Raw genomic sequence first — 22,217 nt, forward strand, 5'->3', positions numbered from 1 at the left:
CGCCCCTTTGGGGCGCTGTCGCACCGGTGCGGACTTCGTCGAGGGCGCTCAGCGGGCGGTGCACGGTCATACCTGTTGCGGCACGATCGCCACCGGGCAGCCCGCGTGGTGCAGCAACGTGTGTGCCACCCGGCCGAGTTGGAGGCCGCCGTGGCCGGTGCGGCGCTGCGCCCCGACGATCACGAGGTCCGCGGCGGCCGAGCGGTGCAGCAGCACCTTGCGGGCCGGTCCCTCGACCGTGACGCGGTGCACCAGGACACTCGGGTGGTCGGCGATCGCGTCGGCGAGCAGGGCGTCGAGCAGTGCGGACGCCTGCTCTTCGTGGCGGTGCGCGGGGTCGTCCGCCGGCCGCGAGTGGCCGGCGCTCTCGTGTGCGGGACAGCGCCAGGTGCGCACGACGTCGAGGGGGCATCCGCGCGCCTCGGCCTCGCGGAAGGCGAACCGCACGGCCTCGCCGCCGGTCGCCGGCTCCCCCGCGCCGAGCAGGATCCGCTCATGGGTGCCCGCCAGGCCGGCCTTGTCGCCGCGGACGACGATCACCGGGCCGTGGGCGCGGGCGGCCACGGCCAGTCCGACCGAGCCGAGCAGCAGGCCCGCCAGCTCGCCGCGCCCGCGCGAGCCCGTCACGAGTACGGAGGCGTTGTTGCCCTCGTGCAGGAGCGCTGCGGCCGCTTCCTCGGGGAGCACGTCGGTGGTGACCTTCACATCGGGGTTGCGCCGCCCGGCGCGCTCCGCGGCGGAGGCGACGATGTGTTCCGCCATCACCTGCTCGGACGGACGTTCAAGACTGTTGGACGGCACGGTGCCCTCGTAGCGTTCCCACAGCGAGGCGTACACCAGGCGCAACGGCAGTCCGTGCCGGGCCGCTTCGTCCACGGCCCAGTCGACCGCGGCGAGGCTCCCGTCGGATCCGTCGACGCCCACGACCAGGGGCAGCTCCATCTTCCCCACCGCCTTTCTTCGGTCTGCGCGGTAGCTCGGCGCAGAACTCCACTCCCACCGTGACACCGGCAGCCCGGGCTCAGCAGGGGTGGTTCGGCCCCCGCTCGGGGCCGCTCGGCCCAGGCCGGTGCCCGCGCAACCTCTGCCGGGGCTCCCGTCATGCCGTCGGCACGGGGACGACCTCGCGCTGCGGCCCGCCGAGGACCACCTTGAGCGCGCCGGTCTCGGCGGCACGGGCGAAGACCTCGTACGCCTCCTCCATGCGGTCGAGCGGGAAGCCGTGGGTGACCAGTTGTGAGGTCGGCAGTCGTCCGGCCGCCGCCATCCGCAGCAGCGTGGGAGTGGAGCGTGTGTCGACCAGGCCCGTGGTGATGGTCACGTTCTTGATCCACAGGTCTTCCAGGTGCAGGGTGGCCGGCTTGCCGTGCACACCGACGTTGGCCACGTGCCCGCCGGGGCGCACCATGCGCGTGCACAGCTCGAAGCTCTCCGGTACGCCGACCGCCTCGATGACCACGTCGGCACCGAGCCCGTCGGTGAGATCGGCGATCAGCTGCTCCGGCGCCTCGCTCGCGTCGGCCACTGCTTCGGCACCGAGCTTTCTGGCCGCCTCCAGGCGTGAGGCGGCGAGGTCCACGGCGAGAATGCGCTCCGGGGCGAACAGCCGGGCCGTGGCGATCGCGGCCAGGCCGATGGGCCCCGCCCCGACCACGGCGACGGTGTCTCCGGGACGTACCCGGCCGTTGAGCACGCCCACCTCGTAGGCCGTCGGGAAGATGTCGGCCAGCAGCACGGCGTCCTCGTTGTCCACGCTGCTGGGCAACGGATGCACGGAAAGGTCGGCATAGGGGACCCGGACGTACTCGGCCTGGGTGCCGTTGATCAGGTGACCCAGGATCCAGCCTCCACCGCCCCGGCACTGTCCGTACACGGCCTCGCGACAGTAGTGGCAGCGACCGCAGGCGCTGATGCAGGAGACCAGGACCCGATCCCCGGGCCGTACGGTCCGCACGTCGCTGCCGACCTCGACGATCTCACCGACCGCCTCGTGCCCCAGCACCGTGCCCGGGCGCACCTCGGGCACATCGCCCTTGAGGATGTGCAGATCCGTCCCGCAGATGGTGACGGCGTCGACCCGCACGATCGCATCGGTGGCCTCCTCCAGGCCCGGGTCTGCAACCTCTTCCCAGGCCGCCTGGCCCGGGCCGTGGAACACGTACCCCTTCATGTCCGACCTCACCCTCTTGATGCACGGGATCCCCGAGTTGCCGGAAACACCCCCGTAGCTCCAGCTTGGCCAACATCCACGGGATCCGCATGGGCCGGTCGGCCCCGCGGCCCGTCACCGGACGAGTACGCGCTCCCCGGATCGGGGCACGACGGCGGTCCAGCCCAGGGTGCGGTCGATGCGGTCGCGCAGGGCGTTTGCCGCGTCGGGTTCGCCGTGCACCAGGTAGGTGGTGTGCGGAGCGGGGGCGCCGTGCAGCCAGTCGATGATCTGGGCGGCATCCGCGTGTGCCGAGAAGTGGGGCACATCGGCGACCTGCGCACGCACCGGGACGTATTCACCGAACATCTTCAGGGCCTTGGCGCCGTCGACGAGGTCCCTGGCGCGGGTGCCCCGGGCGGCGAAACCGACCACGACGACGGCATTGCGCGGGTCGGGCAGCAGGCGCCTGAGATGGTGCAGGACACGGCCGCCGGTGGCCATGCCGGAGGCGGAGACGATGACGGCCGGGCCGCCGGACTCGCCGATCTCGACCGACTCCTGGATGGAGCGGGCCGCAAGGAACGGCTCGGGGCTCAGCGCGGCCGTGCCTGCGGCCGTGACCTCGGGGCGCAGTTCGGGTGCCGCGGTGCGCACGGCGTCGCGGTAGACGTCGAGGGCCGCCAGCGCCATCGGGCTGTCGACGTACACCGGCACCGCGGCGGACAACCGGCCCCGGCGGCGGAGTTCGGCGAGTTCGTGCAGGACGACCTCGGTGCGGTCGAGGGCGAATGCGGGGATCACGACGGTGCCGCCACGGGCGAGGGTGCGGGTCAGCACGTCCGCGAAGTGGGTGCGTCCCGCCTGTTCCTCGTGGCGCCGGTTGCCGTACGTCGATTCCATCAGCAGCACGTCCGCCCCGGAGAACGGTTCCGCGGGGCGCAGCAGCGGGTGTCCCGGTCGGCCCAGGTCTCCGCTCACGGCGAGGGTGTGCCCGTCCTCCAGGGTGAGCCGGGCCCAGGCCGAGCCGAGGATGTGGCCGGCCGGGTGCAGTGTCAGGGTGGTTCCGGTGGCGATGTCGGCGGATGCGCCCACGGGTACGGTGTCGACGAGTTTGAGGGTGCGGTCGACGTCCGCGTCGTCGTACAGCGGTTGCGCGGGCCGGTGTTTGGACCAGCCGTGCTCATTGGCGTGCTGAGCGGCCTCGATCTGGAGTTTTGCGCTGTCCCGCAGCACGATCTCCATGAGCCGTGCAGTGAACTCGGTCGTCACGATCCGTCCCCGGAACCCGTGGCGCAGCAGCCGCGGCAGGTACCCGCAGTGGTCCAGGTGCGCATGGGTGACGACCACCGCCTCGATGTCGGCGGCGTCGCAGGGAAGGCCGCGCCAGTTGAGCCGCCGCAGGTCGGCCAGGCCCTGGAAGAGCCCGCAGTCGACGAGGACGCGCGCGTGGTCGCTCTCCATGAGGAACTTGCTGCCGGTGACGGTTCCCACGCCACCCAGGAAGGTCAGCAGTGCGGGCCGGGGGTGGGCCGGTGCAGTGCCGGCCGGACGCGGTCCGTCGGCGGTCATGACGTCCTTCTCCTCACCGGCCTGGGCCGGGATTCGGGGCCGATCGGCCCTGGTGTGTCCGGTGTGCGCATGGTGTGCTGGAGGTGACGGGAAGTGCCCACGAAAGACGCGGGGAAGCGGCCGGCGGCCGCGCACCGCGCAATCAGGATCCGCGAGAAGCGGATGGGCCTTCCCGCCCTTCATGGCCGTCGGCCCCGTCCTTGATGCCGGGCATGTCGGCCAAGTCCTTCGCGACCGCGGCCCGATGGCGGGTGATCTCCGCCTCGACGCAGGTGACGAGCTGCCCGACCGTCGTGGCGACGGGTTCGGAAAGCCCCTTGCCGAGCGAGGCGTCGGCACCGTCCACGGCGTACGCCACCAGGTGGCCGGGCAGTCGCCCGAGCGCCCTGCCCACGTTGACGACTTCGCCCAGGCCCTGCGGGCGCATCGTGCCGGCCCGCCACAGCGCCGCCGTGTCCAGTTCCAGGCGGTAGATGCGGCCGGGGTGGCTCGGGCGGGCGTGGGCGGGCTCCAGCACGACGGCCAGCTCCGTGTTCTCCCACAGCCGGATCAGCCGTGCCGGGTCGGGGTCGCATGCGGCGAGCAGGGTGCCCGGGGGCAGTGGCCTTTCGGTGGCCCGCTCCCGCAGGCAGGAGAGCACCGCTCGAGGCACGCCGTCGTCGTGCCGGTCCGGGTCGCCGATGGCGATGATCGCGATACGGGTGGAGACAGTCATGGTTCCCCTCCCTCCACTGCGTGTGCGTTCAGCCTTGCCGGAACCAGATGTTCCGGTCAGGGGCCGAAGGGCCTCGGAAACGGCCGCGTGGCCCGGCCGTCCGTCCCGCCTCGGGCAGACGTGTGCGCGGCCGGCGTACCGGCCGCGCACCGCAGGTGCGGGCGAACGCCCACCCCCACTCAGCCTTGTCGCACCGGGATGGTCTTCGTGCCCGTCTTGGCCTCGGGCACCGGGATCCTGACGGTCAGGACGCCGTCCTTGTACTCGGCAGTGGCCTCGTCGCCCTTGGCCCCGGCCGGCAGCCGGACGGAGCGGGCGAAGGTGCCGTAGCGGAACTCCGTGCGGTGCTTCTGTGTCGTCTCCTCACTGCGCTCGGCCCGCAGGGTCAGAACGCCTTCCGCGACGGTGATTTCGACATCCTTGGCGGGGTCGATGCCGGGGAGCTCCGCCCGCAGCACGTACGTCTCGTCCGCCAGGTGTTCTTCGATGCGGATGCCGTGCAGTCCGGGGACCGTGTGCGCCCCGGGGAAACCGGTCTCGACCCAGCCGAACAGGTCGGGCAGGGTCGGCCAGCCCGGCAGCCGTTCGATCATGCCGGTCATGTCCCCTCCTCGTCTTCCGTCTTCTTCGCCACTTCCAGCGTCCCGCGCCGGGGCGGGACGCGCGTGGGCCGACCGGATCCGTACCGGGCCCGGTCGGCCCTGGCGCCCCGACGTCCCCCCGGAACCTGCCGGTTGGGGCGCCGCCTCATGACGCGCCGCCGACACCCGAGGGCGGCGCGCTCGGCTCGGTGTCCGGCAGGTCCGGGTCCAGGTCCGGACGCCGGCGCGGTCCCAGCAGCGCGCAGTCCACGTCCACGACGCCCTCGACGGCCCGCACCAGCCGTGCGGCGATGGGCACCAGGGCGGTGTCGCTGGTCCTTCCGGTGAGCTTCACGACGCCTTCGCGCACCTCGACCCGGATCGATTCGGCCTCGGCGGGGAACAGGTGCGCCACGACGTCGCGCCGCACCTCTGCGGCGATGTCCTGGTCGCTGCGCAGGAAGACCTTCAGCAGGTCGGCCCTGCTGACGATGCCCCGCAACATGTCTTCGTCGTCGACGACCGGCAGCCGTTTCACCTTGTGGAGCGCCATGATCCGGGCGGCCTGCGTGAGCGAGGCGTGTGCCTGGACGGTGACGGCCGGTGCGCTCATCAGTTCCTCGGCGGTCACGGCGCCGGCCTTGACCAGGTCGGCCAGCCGGCGCAGCTGGGTGTACCGGTCCGGGTCGCCGTCGCGGAACTCCTCCTTGGGCAGCAGATCGGCCTCGGAGACGATTCCGACCACCCGGCCCTCGCCCTCCACCACGGGCATGGCGCTGACCTTCCACTGCTGCATGGTCTTCACGATCTCCTTGAACGTCGCTCCGCGGCCGAGGGCGACGACGGTGCGGGTCATGACATCGCTGACGATGTGCGGAGTGCCGTGCATGGCGCGTCCTCCCTTGTGCTCGCGGCGCGCGACGTACTCGGGTCGCACGACCACACCTTCAGCGTCGGGCAGCCGCCCGCCGTCGACATGGGCCGAGTGGCCCAGTACCGGGTTCCGGTGGGCTCTCTTTGTGCTGCTCGGCCCGAGCAGCGCATCCAAGGGCCGTTCGGCCCGTTCCGCAGGCCACGCAGCCCCTGCCCGGGCGGACGGCTTCCCGGTGACGCTGGTGGTGCAGAGGGGCGCCCGGAAGCGGGCGGCCGACCAGCCGGGGAGGTGATGGCCGTGCTTCGCCCCGTTGTCGTGGGCCTGGACGGCTCACGTGAGAGCCTCGCCGCCGCCGAGTGGGCGGCCGGGGAGGCATTGCGGCGCGGCCTTCCGCTGCGCCTGGTGCACGCGTGGGAGGGACTGGAGTCCGACACGACGCAGCTGCCCGAGCTGGAGGCGCCGCGGTATTGGGCGCGGCGGATCCTGCGCGGAGCCATGGACCAGCTCAACGAACGTCACCCGCAGGTGTATCTCAGTGCCGAGCAGATCGCCCGTCCCGCGGCGGACGCGCTGGTGGAGGAGGCCGCCGAGGCCGAGCTGTTGGTCCTGGGCAGCCGGGCGTTCAGCGGGTTCGGCGGCTTCATGGCCGGCTCGGTGGCGCTCGCGACGGTGGCCCGCGTGACACGGCCCGTGGTGCTCGTACGGGCCGACCGGACCGCGGAGGACGACCACCTGCCGGACGCGGAGGGCGGGCCTTCGCTGTGCACGCCGTATCGCGACGTCGTGGTCGGTGTGGACATCGCGCACCCGTGCGAGGAACTGCTCGCGTTCGCCTTCGAGAGCGCGGCCCTGCGTTCCGCACAGCTGCAAGCGCTGCACACCTGGCACGTGCCGTACACTCCGCCCGCCGCGGCAGCCACGATGAGTGCCGCTGCACAGCAGGCCGCCGAGACCGCACTGGACGGCGCGCTCCAGCCGTGGCGGGAGAAGTACCCGACGGTGAAGGTCCGGACGCTGGTGGAGAACGGCCGCCCGGCCCAGCAACTGCTGCACGCCGCACAGGACGCCGGACTGCTGGTCGTCGGCCGCAGGAACCGTCCGGCCAGGCTGGGCTCGCACACCGGGCCGGTCGCGCACGCGGTGATGCACCACGTGCGCTGCCCGGTCGTGATCGTCCCGCACGACTGACTCGCCCGAAGGCACGAAGACCCGTGGGGAAGGAAAGGTGCCGTGTTCCAGGTTCGCATCCACGGTCGTGGCGGCCAGGGAGCCGTCACGGCCGCCGAGTTGTTGTCGGTGGCGGCGTTCATGGAGGACCGCCACGCGCAGGCGTTCCCGAGCTTCGGATCGGAGCGGACGGGGGCGCCGGTCGTGGCGTTCTGCCGGATCGACGACCGGCCGATCCGGGTGCGCGAGCCCGTCATGCGGCCCGATGCGCTGGTGGTCCAGGACCCCACGCTGCTGCACCAGGTGAACGTCTTCGAAGGGCTGCGGACCGGCGGCGCCGTACTGATCAACTCGCCGCGGTCTGCCGACGAGTTGGGCCTCGACGAGCTTGCCGGCCGTGCTCTCACCGTCCCGGCCACCGCACTCGCCGTGCGCCACTTCGGCCGGCCGGTACCGAACGCCGTCCTGCTCGGCGGGCTCGCCGCGCTCACCGGCTGCGTGCGGATCGAGTCCCTCGGCGCCGCCGTCCGCGAGCGTTTCCCCGGGGAGCTGGGCGAGGCCAACGCGGCCGCGGCCCGGGAAGCGTACGACCACGTCCGGAAGGCCCAGCGGGAGGAGCGGGCGCATGCTCAAGCAGACTGAGGGGTCGCGTGCGGTCGCCGAAACCGTCGCCTGCTGCCGGCCCGAAGTGATCGCCGCGTATCCGATCTCGCCGCAGACGCACATCGTCGAGGAGCTCAGCCGCCTGGTGAAGTCCGGGACGCTGAAACCGTGCGAGTACGTCAACGTCGAGTCGGAGTTCGCCGCGATGTCGATGTGCATCGGGGCCTCGGCCGCGGGCGCCCGCACCTACACGGCGACCGCGAGCCAGGGCCTGCTGTACATGGTGGAGGCGCTCTACAACGCCTCCGGGCTCGGTCTGCCGATCGTGATGACGGTCGCCAACCGGGCCATCGGCGCACCCATCAACATCTGGAACGACCACAGCGACACCATGTCGCAGCGCGACTCCGGCTGGATCCAGCTGTACGCGCGCGACAACCAGGAGGCCGCCGACCTGCATCCGCAGGCGTTCCGGCTGGCCGAGGAGCTGTCGCTGCCGGTGATGGTGTGCATGGACGGCTTCGTGCTCACCCACGCCTGGGAGCGGATCGAGGTGCCGGAGCAGGCACAGGTCGACGCGTTCCTGCCGCCGTACGAGCCACGCCAGGTCCTGGACCCGGCCGAGCCGGTGTCGATCGGTGCGATGGTCGGCCCGGACGCCTTCACCGAGGTGCGGTATCTGGCGCATGCCAAGCAGATGCAGGCGCTGGAGGCGATCCCCCGGGTGGCCGACGAGTTCCGGCAGGTCTTCGGGCGCGCCGGCGGCGGCCTGGTCCATCCGTACGCCTGCGAGGACGCCGACACGATCGTCGTGGCACTGGGCTCGGTGTTCGGAACGGTGTGCGACGTCGTCGACGAGATGCGGGAGGGCGGGGTGCGGATCGGGGCGCTTGCCATCACGTCGTTCCGGCCCTTCCCGCTGAACGCGGTGCGGACCGTGCTCGGCCGTGCCCGTCAGGTGGTCGTGCTGGAGCGGGCGTTGGCGGTCGGTATCGGCGGGATCGTGTCGGCGAACGTGCGCACCGCACTGTCCGGGATCCAGTTGGACGGACACACCGTGGTCGCGGGGCTCGGCGGGCGCGCGATCACCAAGGAGTCCCTGCACCGGCTGTTCGACGACGCGATCGCGGGGCGGCTGGGGCAGTTGACCTTCCTCGACCTCGACACGGAGCTGGTGGAGCGGGAGTTGGCGCGGATGGCTGAGACCAGGCGGTCCGGGCCGTCCGCGGAGAACATCCTGCGTGATGTGGGGAGCAACCGATGAGTGCCGCGTCGCAGGTCAAGTTCTACCAGGTGGGCAGCTTCGCGGCCGGTAACCGGCTGCTGGGGCCCGAGCTGCAGTCCGACCAGGCCGATCCGGGTCGCGCCAACGCGCTGACCTGCGGCCACCGCGCCTGCCAGGGCTGCGGCGAGGCGCTCGGCGCCCGCTACATCCTGGACTCGGCCCAGCGGGCGGCCGGCGGCAAGGTGATCGCGGTCAACGCGACGGGCTGCCTGGAAGTGTTCTCGACGCCGTATCCGGAGACGTCGTGGCAACTGCCCTGGCTGCACTCGCTGTTCGGCAATGCGCCCGCGGTCGCCGCGGGCGTCGCCGCCGCACTGCGCGCCAAGGGCCGCACCGACATCCGCGTGGTCGGGCAGGGCGGCGACGGCGGCACCGTCGACATCGGCCTCGGCTGCCTGTCCGGCATGTTCGAGCGCAACGACGACGTCCTGTACGTCTGTTACGACAACGAGGCGTACATGAACACCGGTGTGCAGCGCTCCGGGGCCACTCCCCCGAGCGCGCGCACCGCCACCACCCAGGCGGTGGGCGAGGAGCCCGGGGCCCCCTTCGGACAGGGCAAGAACCTGCCGCTGATCGCGATGGCCCACGATATCCCGTACGTCGCCACGGCCACCGTCGCGGGTCTGCGCGACCTGGAGGCCAAGGTGCACCGGGCGATGGGCATGCGCGGCGCCCGCTATCTGCATGTGCTGGTGCCCTGCCCGCTGGGCTGGGGCACGGCGTCCCACGACACGGTGCGCATCGCGCGTCTGGCCGAGCAGACCGGGCTGTTCCCGGTGTTCGAGGCCCTCGACGGCAAGGTCACCGACGTCACACCGATCCGGCGGCGCCTGCCGGTCGAGGAGTACCTGCGCCCGCAGAAGCGCTACGCGCACCTCTTCCGGCCGGAGCTGCGCACGGACGTCATCGCCCGTCTGCAGCGGACCGCCGACCGCAACATCGCCCGCTTCCGGTTGCTGGCCCATGAGGAGGCGGCGTCGTGAAGGACAAACCGTTCGCGATCACTCTGAACGTCGGCTCCAGCCTGGCGAACCACACCGGTGCCTGGCGCACCGAACGTCCCGTGTACGTCGACCGGATGCCGCCGTGCAACCAGGCCTGCCCTGCCGGGGAGAACATCCAGCAGTGGCTGTTCCACGCGGAGAGCGGCGACTACGGGTCCGCGTGGCGGCAGCTGATGCGGGACAATCCGCTGCCCGCCGTGATGGGACGCGTCTGCTATCACCCCTGCGAGACCGCCTGCAACCGGGTGCAGGTCGACAACGCGGTCGGCATCAACTCGATCGAGCGGTTCCTGGGCGACGAGGCGATCAAGCGGGGCTGGACGGTTCCCGTGCCGGACACGACCTCGGGCAAGCGCGTCCTGGTCGTCGGCTCGGGTCCGGCCGGGCTGTCGGCCGCGTACCACCTGCGGCTGCTCGGCCACGAGGTGACGATCCGCGAGGCACAGGAGAAGCCCGGCGGGATGATGCGCTACGGCATTCCGCGCTACCGGCTGCCGCGCGAGGTACTGGACGCCGAGATCGACCGGATCACGGCGCTGGGCGTCCGGCTGGAGCTCGGCACGAAGGTCGACGACGTGCCGGCCGCGCAGCGGGACGGCGGCTTCGACGCCGTGTTCCTGGCGGTGGGCGCGGGCATCGGCAAGCGTGCCTACATCCCGGCCGGTGACAGCGCCCGCATCCTCGACGCGGTGACGCTGCTGGGCAGCATGGAGGGCGAGGACCGGCCGCTGCTGGGCCGCAGGGTCGCCGTCTACGGCGGCGGCAACACGGCCATGGACGCGGCCCGTACCGCCCGCAGGCTCGGCGCGACCGACGCCGTGGTGGTCTACCGGCGCACCCGGGACCGTATGCCCGCGCACGACATCGAGGTCGAGGAGGCGCTGGAGGAGGGCGTGCGGATGAAGTGGCTCTCCACGATCAGGCACGCCGACGAGGGCCGGCTGACCATCGAGCGGATGGAACTCGACGAGACCGGATTCCCGCAGCCCACCGGCGAGTTCGAGGAGCTGGCGGCGGACAGCGTGGTGCTGGCGCTCGGCCAGGACTCGGACCTGTCCCTGCTGCGGGACGTACCGGAGCTGACCGTGGACCACGGCATGGTCCAGGTGGCCGACGGGCTGATGACCGGGCGCGAGGGCATCTTCGCGGGCGGCGACATGGTGCCGGCCGAGCGCACGGTCACGGTGGCCGTCGGGCACGGCAAGAAGGCGGCCCGGCACATCGACGCGTACCTGCGCGGCACGTCGTACGACCCCGGCCCCAAGCACGGCCTCGCGTCGACCGACCGGCTCAACACCTGGTACTACTCCGACGCCCCGGCCTCCGTACGACCGACGCTCGAACTCGCCCGACGCGTCTCGACGTTCGACGAGGTGGTGCAAGGGCTCGACGAGTCCACGGCACTGTTCGAGGCCCGGCGTTGCATGTCCTGCGGCAACTGCTTCGAGTGCGACAACTGCTACGGCGTCTGCCCGGACAACGCGATCATCAAGCTGGGGCCGGGCAAGGGGTTCACCATCGACCTCGACTACTGCAAGGGGTGCGGGCTGTGCGCGGCCGAATGCCCGTGCGGGGCGATCGACATGGTGCCGGAGGAGTGAGCCGGACCCACGCGATCCCTCATTTCCCGGAGGGAATTGCCGGTCTTGTCCGCGGGCCGAAGGATCGAGTCCAAGCGAGCTCTTCCCTTCCGGCAAGGAGACGTACGTGATCGAGACCGACCCGCAGGACCTGGCCCACCGCTACGCAACCCCCGTAGGCGGAACTCGCCGCGGCACTGTTCGTCGCAGTGCGCGTCGACCAGGACGCCGAGCACGACCGACGGGCGCTGGATGCCTACGACGGGCCGACTGCGGCCGGCCGCTCGACGAGCTGGAGCAGATCCAGGCCCGGCCAGCCGGCTGGAGAGGATCGCCGGCCTGATCCCGCTGCTGCAAGTCCCGTGACCGGGCACACCGCCGGGGCCGCCCGCAGAGCGGCCCCGGCGCGCAGGCCGTGGGTCAGCCGACGAACTCGCCCACGGCCGCCTTCAGTTCGTTCAGTCCCTTCTTGGCGTCGGTGAAGAACATCCCGGTCTTCGGATCGGTGTAGAGCTCGTTGTCGATGCCGGCGTAACCGTGGCCCATCGAGCGTTTGATGACGACGACGCTCTTGGCCCTGTCGACGTCGAGGATCGGCATGCCCGAGATCGCGTTGCCCGGACGGCGGGCGATCGGGTTGGTGACGTCGTTGGCGCCGATCACGAGGGCGACGTCTGCCTGCGGGAATTCGGGGTTGACCTCGTCCATCTCCTTCAGCTGGGTGTAGGGGACATTGGCCTCGGCCAGGAGCACGTTCATGTGTCCGGGCATGCGGCCCGCGACCGGGTGAACGGCGTAACTGACGTCGACGCCGTGGTCGGTGAGCATCTTGGCGAGGTCGCCGAGTTCGTGCTGTGCCTGGGCCGCGGCGAGGCCGTAGCCGGGGACGAAGATGACCTTGCTCGCGTACGCCAGTTGGATCGCCACGTCGTCCGCCGAGACCGGCCGCACCTGGGCGGGAGTTCCGCCGCCGGCAACCGGTGCGCTGTCGCCGGTACCGAAGCCGCCGACCACGACGCCCGCGACCGACCGGTTCATGGCGTCGGCCATCAGCTTGGTGAGGATGCCGCCCGAGGAGCTGACCAGCATGCCCGCGATGATCAGGGCGGTCTCGTTCAGGACGAAGCCCGCCATGGCGACCGCGGATCCGGTGAAGGCGTTCAGCAGGGCGATGACGACGGGCATGTCCGCGCCGCCGATCGGAAGCACCATCGTCACGCCGAACAGCAGGGCGACGGCGACCAGCCCGTACAGGGCGGTACGGGAGTCCGGCGACAGGACCAGCCAGACGGTGCCGGCGGCGAAGGAGGCCGGCAGCACCACGTTCAGCAGCCGTGCTCCCGGGAACGCCAGCGGCGCCCCGGAGACGACTCCCTGGAGCTTGCCTGCCGCGATCAGCGATCCGGAGAAGGTGACCGCGCCGATGACGATGTCCAGGGCGCCGGGCAGGGAGACCCGTGCCCCGAGCGCGGCCGGGTGTTCGGCCTGGAGCAGGTCGTTGACGGCGATGAGCGCGGCCGCCCCGCCGCCGACCGCGTTGAAGAGGCTGACCAGTTGGGGCATGGCGGTCATCTTGACCTCGCGTGCGGCGTACAGGCCGAGCGCGGCGCCGACGAGACCGCCGGAGGCCAGCACCAGCCAGCCGGTCCTGCTGATGGCGCCTTCGTGCGCCACCAGCCACACCGTGGCGGCGATCGCGACGGCCATGGCCCCGGCGGAGATCGTGTTGCCCCGTCGGGCCGTGCGCGGGTGGTTCATCAGGTGCAGGCCGAGGACGAAGCAGGCGGCCGTGGCGAGGAAGACGTAGTGGACGGCGTTGGAGACCGTGTCCATGGTGCTCACACCTCCGCCTTCTCAGGAGTGTCCGACGTGGTGGGCCTGGCCTTGAACATCTCCAGCATGCGGTCGGTGACGACATATCCGCCGACGACGTTCATCGCTCCGAACACCATCGCCGCGAAGGCGAGGACGTGGCCCAGCCAGGTGTGCGACTCGGCCGCGATCAGCATGGCGCCGATGACGACGATGCCGTGCACGGAGTTGGAGCCGGACATCAGGGGGGTGTGCAGGGTCGCGGGGACCTTGCTGATGACCTCGACGCCGACCAGGACGCTCAGCACGAAGACGGTGACTGCGGTGAGGAGATCGAGGTTGTTCATGAGAGGGCTCCTCCCGTGAGCGCGGCCGTGATCTCGTCGGCCGGGTCGAAGAGCAGTTCGCCGTCGTGCACGAGGTGGCGCAGGAGCGCGACCAGGTTGCGGGCGTAGGCCGTGGACGCGGCGGTCGCCATCGCGGACGGCAGCCGTCCGGCGCCGATGACGGTGACTCCACCCGCCAGGACCTGCGTCTTGTCGGGTTCGGAGACCTCGACGTTTCCGCCGAGTTCGCTCGCGGCGAGGTCGACGACCACCGAACCGGGCTTCATGGCCTCGACGGCCTCGGCGGTGACCAGCAACGGCGGCTTGCGGACCGGCACCCGGGCCGTGGTGATCACGATGTCGGTACGGGCGACGTGCGCGTCCAGCGCCGCTCGCTGGGCCTGCTGTTCCGCCTCGGTCAACTCCCGTGCGTAGCCGCCCTGTCCGGCGCCCGATCCGGTGCCTGACGGGTGCTGGATGTCGAGGAATCGGGCGCCGAGCGACTCCACCTCCTCTCGTGCCGCGGGGCGTACGTCGTAGGCCGTGACGACGGCGCCGAGGCGGCGGGCCGTGGCGATCGCCTGCAGTCCGGCCACTCCGGCGCCGAGGACGAGGACCTGCGCGGGGCGCATGGTGCCCGCCGCGGTGGTCAGCATCGGGAAGAACCGGTCGTAGGAGTCGGCCGCGAGCACGGCAGCCTTGTAGCCGGCGACATTGGCCTGGGAGGTCAGCGCGTCCATGGACTGGGCGCGGCTGAGGGTGCGCGGCAGCAGGTCGAGGCTCACCGTCCGCACTCCGCGCTCGGCCAGTTCGCGGGCCAGGGCGGGGTGGCGCAGCGGTTCGAGCAGGCCGATCAGGCTCTGTCCGGCACGCAGCGACTCGGCGGTCTCCGGGTCCGGCGGGCCGACGCACAGGACGGCGTCCGCGCGTGCGTACAGTTCCTCCGAGGGCACGACGGTCGCGCCGGCGTCGGTGTAGCCGGCGTCGGTGAACCAGGCACCGGAGCCTGCCCCGGTTTCGACCAGGACGTCAAGTCCGGCCCGGATCAGGAGAGTTACCGCCTCGGGGACGAGGGCGACACGGCGTTCGCCGGGTGCCCGCTCCCGTACGGCGCCTACGGTGACGGTGGGCATGATCTGCTGCCTCTCCCTGTGGTCCGCTGGGTCGCGGGCCTCAGAATTCGAAGACGAGCCGGGCTTCGGCCCGTCCGCCGAGGACCTCGTCGAAGGAGTCGTTGACCTCGTCCAGGCGGCGCGTTTCGGCGATGACCTGGGTGCGTCCGGCCGCGTGCAGCGCGAACACCTCGGCGAGGTCCTGGCGGGTGCCGACGATGGAGCCGATGACGGAGATGCCGCCGAGGACGGTCTCGAAGATCGGCACGTTGATCGCGGCGTTGTCGGCGGGCAGGGCGACCATGACCAGGCGTCCGCCGCGGTTGAGGGACTTGTAGGCCTGCTCGAATGCCTTCGGAGCGGCGGCGAGCACAACCGCGACGTCCGCGCCGCCGGCCTTCTTGATCTCCTCGACGGGGTCGTGCGTGCGGGCGTTGACGGTCTGGTCGGCGCCGAGCCGGTGTGCCAGGCCCAGCTTGTCGGGTTCCACGTCGACGGCGGTGACCAGGCCGCCGACGAGGCGCGCGTACTGCAGGGCCAGGTGGCCGAGACCGCCGATGCCGAAGACCGCGACCCGTTCGGCCGGGACCACCTTCGCGACCTTGATCGCCTTGTACGTGGTGACGCCCGCGCAGGTCAGCGGTGCCGCGTCGAGGGAGCTGACGCCCTCGGGCACCTCGACCACCGCGCCCGCGTTCGCGAGGGCGTACTCGGCATAGCAACCGTCCACGGAATAACCGGAGTTGACCTGGCTCTCGCACAGCGTCTCCCAGCCCGACACGCAGTAGCGGCAGGTGCCGCAGGACGAGCCGAGCCACGGTATGGCGACCCGCTTGCCGGCCAGCTCGGCCGGGACACCGGCGCCGACGGCCTGTACGGTGCCGATGCCCTCGTGGCCGGGGACGAACGGCGGCTGCGGCTTGACGGGCCAGTCGCCGTGGGCGGCGTGGATGTCGGTGTGGCAGAGGCCGGAGGCCTCCATCTTGACGAGCACCTGGCCGGGGCCGGGCTCGGGGACGGGCAGGTCCTGGATCTCCAGGGGCTTCCCGAAGTCGGTGACCACTGCTGCCTTCATCGATCTGCTCCTCAACTCGTCCTGTTCTCCGGTGCCTTGACCCGGGTCACGAAGTGCAGCCCGTCCCCGGCTGCGAGGGAGAATCCGCCCGGCGTGCCCTCTTCGACGTCCAGGACGTAGCAGGGGCGGCCGAACGCCTCGTACTGTTCGGCGTCCATGTGGAACGTGCAGCCGTCCACGACGCCGACGAGCATGTCGCCGCCTCCCAGGGCGAATTCGCCGCCGGGGAAGCACATCGGGTCGCTTCCGTCGCAGCAGCCGCCCGACTGGACGAACATCACGGGCCCGCCGTGGGCGGCGCACAGGGCCGCGATGGCCCTGCGCGCCGCCCGCGTGGCGGTGACGCGCCCGACGGTGCCGTATTCGACCTTCTCGGACATGTCGCCGCCTCCTCCTAGAACAGCCCGAGCGGCTTGTCGCTGTAGCTGACCAGGAGGTTCTTGGTCTGGCTGTAGTGCTCGAGCATCATCTTGTGCGTCTCGCGGCCGATGCCGGAGACCTTGTAGCCGCCGAACGCCGCGCCCGCCGGGTACTGGTGGTAGCAGTTCGTCCAGACCCGGCCCGCCTTGATGGCGCGGCCCATGCGGTAGGCGAGGGCGCCGTCGCGGCTCCACACGCCGGCGCCGAGGCCGTAGAGCGTGTCGTTGGCGATCTCCAGTGCCTCGGCCTCGTCCTTGAAGGTGGTGACGGCGAGGACGGGTCCGAAGATCTCCTCCTGGAAGACCCGCATCTTGTTGTGGCCCTTGAGGACGGTCGGCTCGTAGAAGTAGCCGTCCGCGAACTCGCCGACCAGGGCCGGCCGGTGGCCGCCGGCCAGCAGTTCGGCGCCCTCCTTCAGACCGATCTCGACGTACGAGGCGATCTTCTCGATCTGCTGCTTCGACACCTGAGGACCGATCATGGTCGCGGTGTCGAGGGGGTCGCCCTGCTTGATGGCGCGGATGCGCTCCAGGCAGCGGCCCATGAACTCCTCGTAGATGTCCTCCTGGACGAGTGCGCGGGAGGGGCAGGTGCAGACCTCGCCCTTGTTGAACGCGTACAGGACGAGTCCCTCGACTGCCTTGTTCAGGAAGTCGTCGTCCTTCGCGGCCACGTCGTCGAAGAAGATGTTCGGCGACTTGCCGCCCAGTTCCAGGGTGACCGGGATGATGTTCTGAGACGCGTACTGCATGATCAGCCGGCCCGTGGTGGTCTCGCCGGTGAAGGCGACCTTGGCGATGCGCTTGTTGGTGGCGAGCGCTTTGCCGATCTCGGCGCCGGGCCCGTTCACGACGTTGACCGCGCCGGGCGGCAGGATGTCGCCGACGACCTCCATCAGCTTCAGGATCGACCACGGGGTCGGCGAGGCGGGCTTGAGCACCGAGGTGTTGCCCGCGGCCAGGGCCGGGGCCAGCTTCCACGCCGCCATCAGCAGCGGGAAGTTGAAGGGGATGATCTGGCCGACCACGCCCAGCGGCTCGTGGAAGTGGTAGGCGATCAGGTCCTTGTCGATCTCGGTGATCTCGCTCTCCTCGGCCCGGACGGCGGACGCGAAGTAGCGGAAGTGGTCGGCGGCGAGGGGGATGTCGGCGGCCAGGGTCTCGCGGACCGGCTTGCCGTTGTCCCAGCTCTCGGCGACGGCGAGTTCCTCGCGGTGCGCGTCGATGGCGTCGGCCACCTTGTTCAGGACCGCCGCGCGCTGGGCCGTGGATGCCTCCCCCCAGGCGTCCTTGGCGGCGTGGGCGGCGTCCAGGGCGAGTTCGATGTCCTCGGCGCCGGACTTCGGGACCTCGCAGACCGGCTTCGCGGTCGCGGGGCACAGGTTGACGGAGTACTGGCCGGTGCTGGGCGCCTGCCACTTGCCGCCGATGAAGTTCTCGTACCGGGGCGCGACGTCCACGGGACTGCCGGGCCTGCCGGGAGGCTCGTACTTCATGATCGTCCCCTTTCCGGACACGACGATCGGGTCATGCTCGAACGCTAGGAGCGGGAACGCTGCAACCACGCTGCATGCGGCGCGACCTGCGGCGGGACGCCCGGGCGGGAGTCCAGTGCGCGGGCGCGGGCCGCGGCGGCCGCCCGCTGCGCCGAGCCGCCCGGCAGCCGGTGGGCGAGGGTCAGCCATGCGGAGGCGTCGGCGGCTCCCCACTCGGCGCCCACCCAGCGGCGCAGCAGCGCCGTGTCGCCGGCGGCCAGCACGGCGCCACGCAACTGCTGTTCCAGACACCGCCGTTGCTCCACCACGACGGGTGCGTCGGAACACGGCAGGAGCGGACCGGTGTAGCGGGCCAGGGCCTCGGCCACCCGTCCCGCAGCGAGCAGGTCGGCGACGTCGCCGAAGTCGGTGTGAGCGGTGCACAGGAGCGTGTACGGGCGTGAGCCGAGCAGGTCGGGGCCTAGGACCGCGCGCAGCCGGGTCATCTCGGCGCGCAGCGTGGAGGCGGGCACCTCGCGCTCGGACAGGTCGACGGCGAGCCGTTCCCCGCTCACGCCGTGGCCCGCCAGGGCGAGCGCGACGACGATCTCGCTGTGCCGCCGGCTGAGCTGGAGCACCCGCCCGTCGGTCTCGAGCACGGCACTGTCCCGGCCGAGAGCTCTCAGACGTGCCCCGGGCGCCCATGCGCCGGTGCCGAGCGGCGCCGACGGCCGGTGCGCGAGCTCCGCCTGTGCCGCCAGCGCGGCCGCACGCACCGCGGCGAACGCGGGCGGGGTGGCGATGCTGGCGCCGCCGGTGAGGTCGACGACGCCGAGGACGCGGCCGGTGGCGGGGTCGCGCACGGGCGCTGCGGCGCACGACCAGGCGTGCGCGGCGGCACTGTAGTGCTCGCCGGTGACGATCTGGACGGGGCGCGCCAACTCCAGTGCGGTGCCCGGGGCGTTCGTTCCTGCCTGTGGCTCGGACCACTGGGCGCCCTCGGCGAAGTGCATGGCCTCGGCACGTCCGACGGTCGCGCGGTCGCCCTCGACCCACAGCAGGGTCCCGTCCGCATCGCCGACCGCGAAGAGGTGCCCGTCGTCGGCAGCCCCGGCCCCCAGCAGTTCCCGGAACAGGGGCAGCACCCCGGCCAGCGGGTGGGTGCGGCGGTAGGAGGCCAGTTCCTCGGGCGTGGTGCGCAGGGACGGCAGCCGGCCGCCGTCGGCGCGTACGTCGGTGGCGACGCAGCGCCGCCATGACTCGGCCACCAGACTGCGCACGCCCGGCGGGGCCTGGGGCGCAGTCACGAATCGCTCGTGTGCGGCGCGCAGCGCAGGGGCCGAGGCCGCGGCGGAAGCTTCCATGCCACCTCCTGTATGCCGTCCTCCCGGTCCGGCCCCACCAGCCTCACCCGCGCGGCGGGCAGGGGTGCAGAGGCCGAAGGGCCCCTGCGACAGGGCCTGGTGGGCTCACGTCAGGAGGCGGTGGCCACGAGGAGGTGGGGGCCGCTATTCCCGGGGCAGCGGGACGTGCCAGGCCAGTACGGTGCCCCTCCCGGGCCCGGTGTCGAGGTCCAGCGCTCCGCCCAGCTGCTCGGCCCGCTCGGCCATGTTCCGCAGGCCGCTGCGGCGGCCCCCGGGCGGGATGCCCGCGCCGTTGTCCGTGACCGTCAGCCGTACCTCGCGGCCGTCGGTCTCCAGGACGACGTCGGCGCGGTCGGCGCCGGCGTGCCGCGCGATGTTGGTCAGGGCCTCGGAGAGGACTGCCTCGACATGGGCGGCGATGTGCTGCGGCACGTCGGTGTCCAGCAGCCCTTCCATCCGCACACTGGGCGCGAAGGCCAGTACCGGGGCTGCCTCGCCGACCACACGCACCACCCGCGCCCGCAGCCCGGTTCCGGCACCGCCCTCACGCTCCCGCAGACCGAAGATCGTCGACCTGATGATCTTGATGGTCTCGTCCAGGTCGTCGACCGCCCGCACCACGCGTTCGGCGGCCTCCTGGTGCTCGATGAAGCGTCCCGCGCTCTGCAGGGTCATACCGGTGGCGAACAGCCGCTGGATCGCCAGGTCGTGCAGGTCCCGGGCGATCCGGTCACGGTCCTTGAGCACCGCGATCTGCTCGGCGTCCTGGCGGCGTTCGGCCAGTTCCATCGCGATGGCGGCTTGCGCGGCGAAGGCCTGCAGGGGCACGGTCTCCATGTCCGTGAACATCGGCTGGCCGGCTTTGCGCGCCAGCAGGACCACACCTCGCGGGCCGGGCTCGCCCGTGCCGATGGGCACGGCCACGGCGGGGCCCAGCCCCTCGAAACGCACGGGCTCCCGCGAGATCCGTTCGTCGTGCGCGGCATCCTCGCTGGTCACCGGGGCGACCTCGGAAAAGGCCAGCCCCATCAGGCTCCGGTCCATGGGCAGCACGAGGCCGCGATGAGCCTCGGCATCCAGCCCGACGGCGATCTCCACGGCGAGCGAGGCGGTGTCCTCCATGGGCAGTGCGACCGCTGCCAGGGCCGATCCGGTGATCTCCCCGGCCCGGTCGGCGATGAGGCGGAGCACATCGGTGCGCGCCCGGCCGGACATCAGGTCGTGGGTGATCTCCGCGTTCGCCTGCAGCCAGCGCTCGCGCAGCCGGGACTCCTCGTACAGGCGGGCGTTGTCGATGGCGACACCGGCCGCCACGGCCAGCGTCGCCAGGACCGACTCGTCCTCCTCGTCGAACTGCACGCCCCCACGCTTCTCGGTCAGATACAGGTTGCCGAACACCTGGTCGCGCACCCGGATGGGGACCCCGACGAAGGTGTTCATCGGCGGGTGGTGGGCCGGGAAGCCGTATGACGCAGGATGCTGGGAGATCTTGGCCAGCCGCAGGGGCTCGGGGTGGCTGATGAGCTCCCCGAGGATGCCGTGGCCCTCGGGGAACGGGCCGATCCTGGCGATCTGCTCCTCCGTGACCCCGATCGTGTGGAAGGCCGACAGGCGCTTGCCGTCCGGTCCGATCACGCCGAGGGCGGCGTACTCCGCGTCCACCAGCGTCGCCGCGGCTTCCACGATGCTGCGCAGTGCCTGTTCCAGGTCGAGCTCCCGGCCCACCGAGAGCACGGCCTCCAGCAGGCTGTGCACCCGGTCGCGGGTTCCGCGCGCCGCGTCCAGCCGGGCCTGCAGCTCCCCCAGGAGCTCGTCCAGCCTCAGCTGCGGCAACCGTACGCGCGGCGCCTGGGACTCCTCAGGGCTTCCCACGGCAGATCCTCCAGCTCCGGTTGCCTCAGCGGCGGCCGACCGCCCGGTCATGTGCCACGGTAACGGTCCAGGGCAGGCGGCGGTACGGAACGGGCCAGGTCGGCCGGGCTCGTTCTCCGGTCAGGGGCGCGGCAGGCGGGCGGCGACGTACTCGGTCAGGTCGATGAGCCGGTTGGTGTAACCCCACTCATTGTCGTACCAGCCGAAGACCTTGACCAGCTCGCCGTTCGCCTGGGTCAGCGGGGCGTCCAGCACACACGAGGCAGGGTCGCCGACGACGTCGCGGGAGACGATCGGGGCGTCGGAGACCCGCAGGACTCCCTTCAGCGGACCGTCCGCCGCCTCCCGGTATGCGGCGTTGATCTCGTCCGCGGTCACCGGCCGTCGGAGCAGCACGCTCAGGTCGGTCAGCGAGCCGTCCTCCACGGGCACGCGTACGGCGATGCCGTCGAGGGTGCCGGCCAGCTCCGGCAGGACCAGACCGACGGCCCGTGCGGCCCCGGTGCTGGTGGGGATGATGTTGACGGCGGCGCTGCGGCCACGGCGCAGGTCCTTGTGCGGGCGGTCCAGGACCACCTGGTCGTTGGTGTAGCCGTGGATGGTGGTCATCAGGCCCTTGACGATGCCGAAGTGCTCGTCGAGCACCTTCACCATGGGGGCCACGCAGTTGGTGGTGCAGGAGGCATTGGAGACGACGTGGTCGCTGTCGGGGTCGTAGGTGCCTTCGTTGACGCCCATCACGAGAGTGGCGTCGACGCCCTTCCCCGGCACGGACAGCAGCACCTTTCGGGCGCCCGCCCTCAGGTGCGCTCCGGCCTGCTCGCGGGTGCGGAAGCGGCCGGTGGACTCGATGACCACGTCCACCCCGTGCTCGCCCCAGGCGAGGGCGGCCGGGTCGCGTTCGGCGGTCACGGCGATGCGGTGGCCGTCGACCGTCAGGGAGCTGTCGTCGTGCTCGACGGTGCGGTGCAGCCGACCGTACGTGGAGTCGTACTCCAGCAGATGGGCCAGCGCCGCCGGGGAGGTGATGTCGTTGACCGCCACGACCTCGACGGGTGTGCCGGTGCCGCCCTCGGCCCGCTCCAGCACACAGCGCAGGTAGTTGCGTCCGATGCGGCCGAAGCCGTTGATGCCCACGCGTACGCTCATGTCCGTCGCCCTCCCGATCGTCGCCCGGCTGTGTCCGGGGTCTGCCGCCAGCCTGCTGACGGCGGGCCGGGCGGGGCTTG

At 71.7% G+C, this 22,217-nt stretch carries 20 protein-coding genes; 5 read left to right on the forward strand and 15 right to left on the reverse strand.

Annotated elements, in window-relative coordinates:
• Positions 1-66 precede the first annotated feature (66 nt).
• The 6 genes from AB0N07_RS24660 to AB0N07_RS24685 form a co-directional block, all read right to left on the reverse strand.
• A complete protein-coding gene (locus AB0N07_RS24660) occupies positions 67-942 on the reverse strand; it encodes a universal stress protein (RefSeq protein WP_365838469.1) in 876 nt (291 codons plus the stop codon).
• Positions 943-1,099: 157 nt separating this feature from the next.
• Positions 1,100-2,170, reverse strand: a complete 1,071-nt coding sequence (locus AB0N07_RS24665; protein ID WP_365838471.1) for a zinc-dependent alcohol dehydrogenase family protein — start codon at positions 2,168-2,170, stop codon at positions 1,100-1,102.
• Between the two features lie 114 nt (positions 2,171-2,284).
• A complete protein-coding gene (locus AB0N07_RS24670; RefSeq protein ID WP_365838473.1) occupies positions 2,285-3,721 on the reverse strand; it encodes an MBL fold metallo-hydrolase in 1,437 nt (478 codons plus the stop codon).
• Between the two features lie 142 nt (positions 3,722-3,863).
• Positions 3,864-4,436: a hydrogenase maturation protease gene (locus tag AB0N07_RS24675; protein ID WP_365838475.1), complete on the reverse strand. Its 573-nt coding sequence runs from the start codon at positions 4,434-4,436 to the stop codon at positions 3,864-3,866.
• 179 nt (positions 4,437-4,615) lie between these two features.
• A complete protein-coding gene (locus AB0N07_RS24680) occupies positions 4,616-5,038 on the reverse strand; it encodes an Hsp20/alpha crystallin family protein (protein WP_365838477.1) in 423 nt (140 codons plus the stop codon).
• Between the two features lie 145 nt (positions 5,039-5,183).
• Positions 5,184-5,906: a CBS domain-containing protein gene (locus tag AB0N07_RS24685; RefSeq protein WP_365838614.1), complete on the reverse strand. Its 723-nt coding sequence runs from the start codon at positions 5,904-5,906 to the stop codon at positions 5,184-5,186.
• A gap of 276 nt (positions 5,907-6,182) precedes the next feature.
• Between AB0N07_RS24685 and AB0N07_RS24690 the strand changes: the two genes are divergently transcribed.
• From AB0N07_RS24690 to AB0N07_RS24710, 5 genes are read left to right on the forward strand one after another with little or no spacing between them, the layout of a single operon-like run.
• Complete coding sequence (locus AB0N07_RS24690; protein ID WP_365838479.1) at positions 6,183-7,079, forward strand: universal stress protein; 897 nt, start codon at positions 6,183-6,185, stop codon at positions 7,077-7,079.
• 42 nt (positions 7,080-7,121) lie between these two features.
• Positions 7,122-7,700: a 2-oxoacid:acceptor oxidoreductase family protein gene (locus tag AB0N07_RS24695; protein WP_365838481.1), complete on the forward strand. Its 579-nt coding sequence runs from the start codon at positions 7,122-7,124 to the stop codon at positions 7,698-7,700.
• Entirely contained in the window at positions 7,684-8,925 is a 1,242-nt protein-coding gene (gene porA / locus AB0N07_RS24700; protein ID WP_365838483.1) for a pyruvate ferredoxin oxidoreductase, read from the forward strand. Before AB0N07_RS24695 ends, porA begins: the two co-directional genes overlap by 17 nt.
• Entirely contained in the window at positions 8,922-9,932 is a 1,011-nt protein-coding gene (locus AB0N07_RS24705) for a thiamine pyrophosphate-dependent enzyme (protein ID WP_365838485.1), read from the forward strand. Before porA ends, AB0N07_RS24705 begins: the two co-directional genes overlap by 4 nt.
• Entirely contained in the window at positions 9,929-11,554 is a 1,626-nt protein-coding gene (locus tag AB0N07_RS24710; RefSeq protein ID WP_365838487.1) for an NAD(P)-binding protein, read from the forward strand. The genes AB0N07_RS24705 and AB0N07_RS24710 overlap by 4 nt, the downstream gene beginning before the upstream one ends.
• Positions 11,555-11,953: 399 nt before the next feature.
• Here the strand turns inward: AB0N07_RS24710 and AB0N07_RS24715 are convergent, their stop codons facing one another.
• The 9 genes from AB0N07_RS24715 to gap form a co-directional block, all read right to left on the reverse strand.
• Positions 11,954-13,366: an NAD(P)(+) transhydrogenase (Re/Si-specific) subunit beta gene (locus tag AB0N07_RS24715; protein WP_365838616.1), complete on the reverse strand. Its 1,413-nt coding sequence runs from the start codon at positions 13,364-13,366 to the stop codon at positions 11,954-11,956.
• A gap of 5 nt (positions 13,367-13,371) precedes the next feature.
• A complete protein-coding gene (locus AB0N07_RS24720; protein ID WP_365838489.1) occupies positions 13,372-13,692 on the reverse strand; it encodes an NAD(P) transhydrogenase subunit alpha in 321 nt (106 codons plus the stop codon).
• On the reverse strand, positions 13,689-14,804 hold the full coding sequence (locus AB0N07_RS24725; protein WP_365838491.1) for an NAD(P) transhydrogenase subunit alpha: 1,116 nt from the start codon (positions 14,802-14,804) through the stop codon (positions 13,689-13,691). The genes AB0N07_RS24720 and AB0N07_RS24725 overlap by 4 nt, the downstream gene beginning before the upstream one ends.
• A 40-nt stretch (positions 14,805-14,844) precedes the next feature.
• A complete protein-coding gene (locus tag AB0N07_RS24730) occupies positions 14,845-15,858 on the reverse strand; it encodes a zinc-dependent alcohol dehydrogenase (RefSeq protein WP_365838493.1) in 1,014 nt (337 codons plus the stop codon).
• An 11-nt stretch (positions 15,859-15,869) separates the two neighbouring features.
• Positions 15,870-16,238 carry a DUF779 domain-containing protein gene (locus tag AB0N07_RS24735; protein WP_365838495.1) on the reverse strand — a complete coding sequence of 123 codons (369 nt, stop codon included), beginning with the start codon at positions 16,236-16,238 and terminating at the stop codon, positions 15,870-15,872.
• Positions 16,239-16,252: 14 nt separating this feature from the next.
• Complete coding sequence (locus AB0N07_RS24740) at positions 16,253-17,773, reverse strand: aldehyde dehydrogenase family protein (RefSeq protein ID WP_365838497.1); 1,521 nt, start codon at positions 17,771-17,773, stop codon at positions 16,253-16,255.
• Positions 17,774-17,817: 44 nt separating this feature from the next.
• Entirely contained in the window at positions 17,818-19,116 is a 1,299-nt protein-coding gene (locus AB0N07_RS24745; RefSeq protein ID WP_365838499.1) for a transcriptional regulator, read from the reverse strand.
• Between the two features lie 144 nt (positions 19,117-19,260).
• A complete protein-coding gene (locus tag AB0N07_RS24750) occupies positions 19,261-20,988 on the reverse strand; it encodes a GAF domain-containing sensor histidine kinase (RefSeq protein ID WP_365838501.1) in 1,728 nt (575 codons plus the stop codon).
• Positions 20,989-21,108: 120 nt separating this feature from the next.
• Positions 21,109-22,137, reverse strand: coding sequence for a type I glyceraldehyde-3-phosphate dehydrogenase (gap, locus tag AB0N07_RS24755; protein WP_365838618.1), 1,029 nt, complete (start codon positions 22,135-22,137; stop codon positions 21,109-21,111).
• Positions 22,138-22,217 lie beyond the last annotated feature (80 nt).

Origin of the sequence: Streptomyces sp. NPDC051172 (genome assembly GCF_040682555.1) — a bacterium.
Taxonomy (GTDB): domain Bacteria; phylum Actinomycetota; class Actinomycetes; order Streptomycetales; family Streptomycetaceae; genus Streptomyces.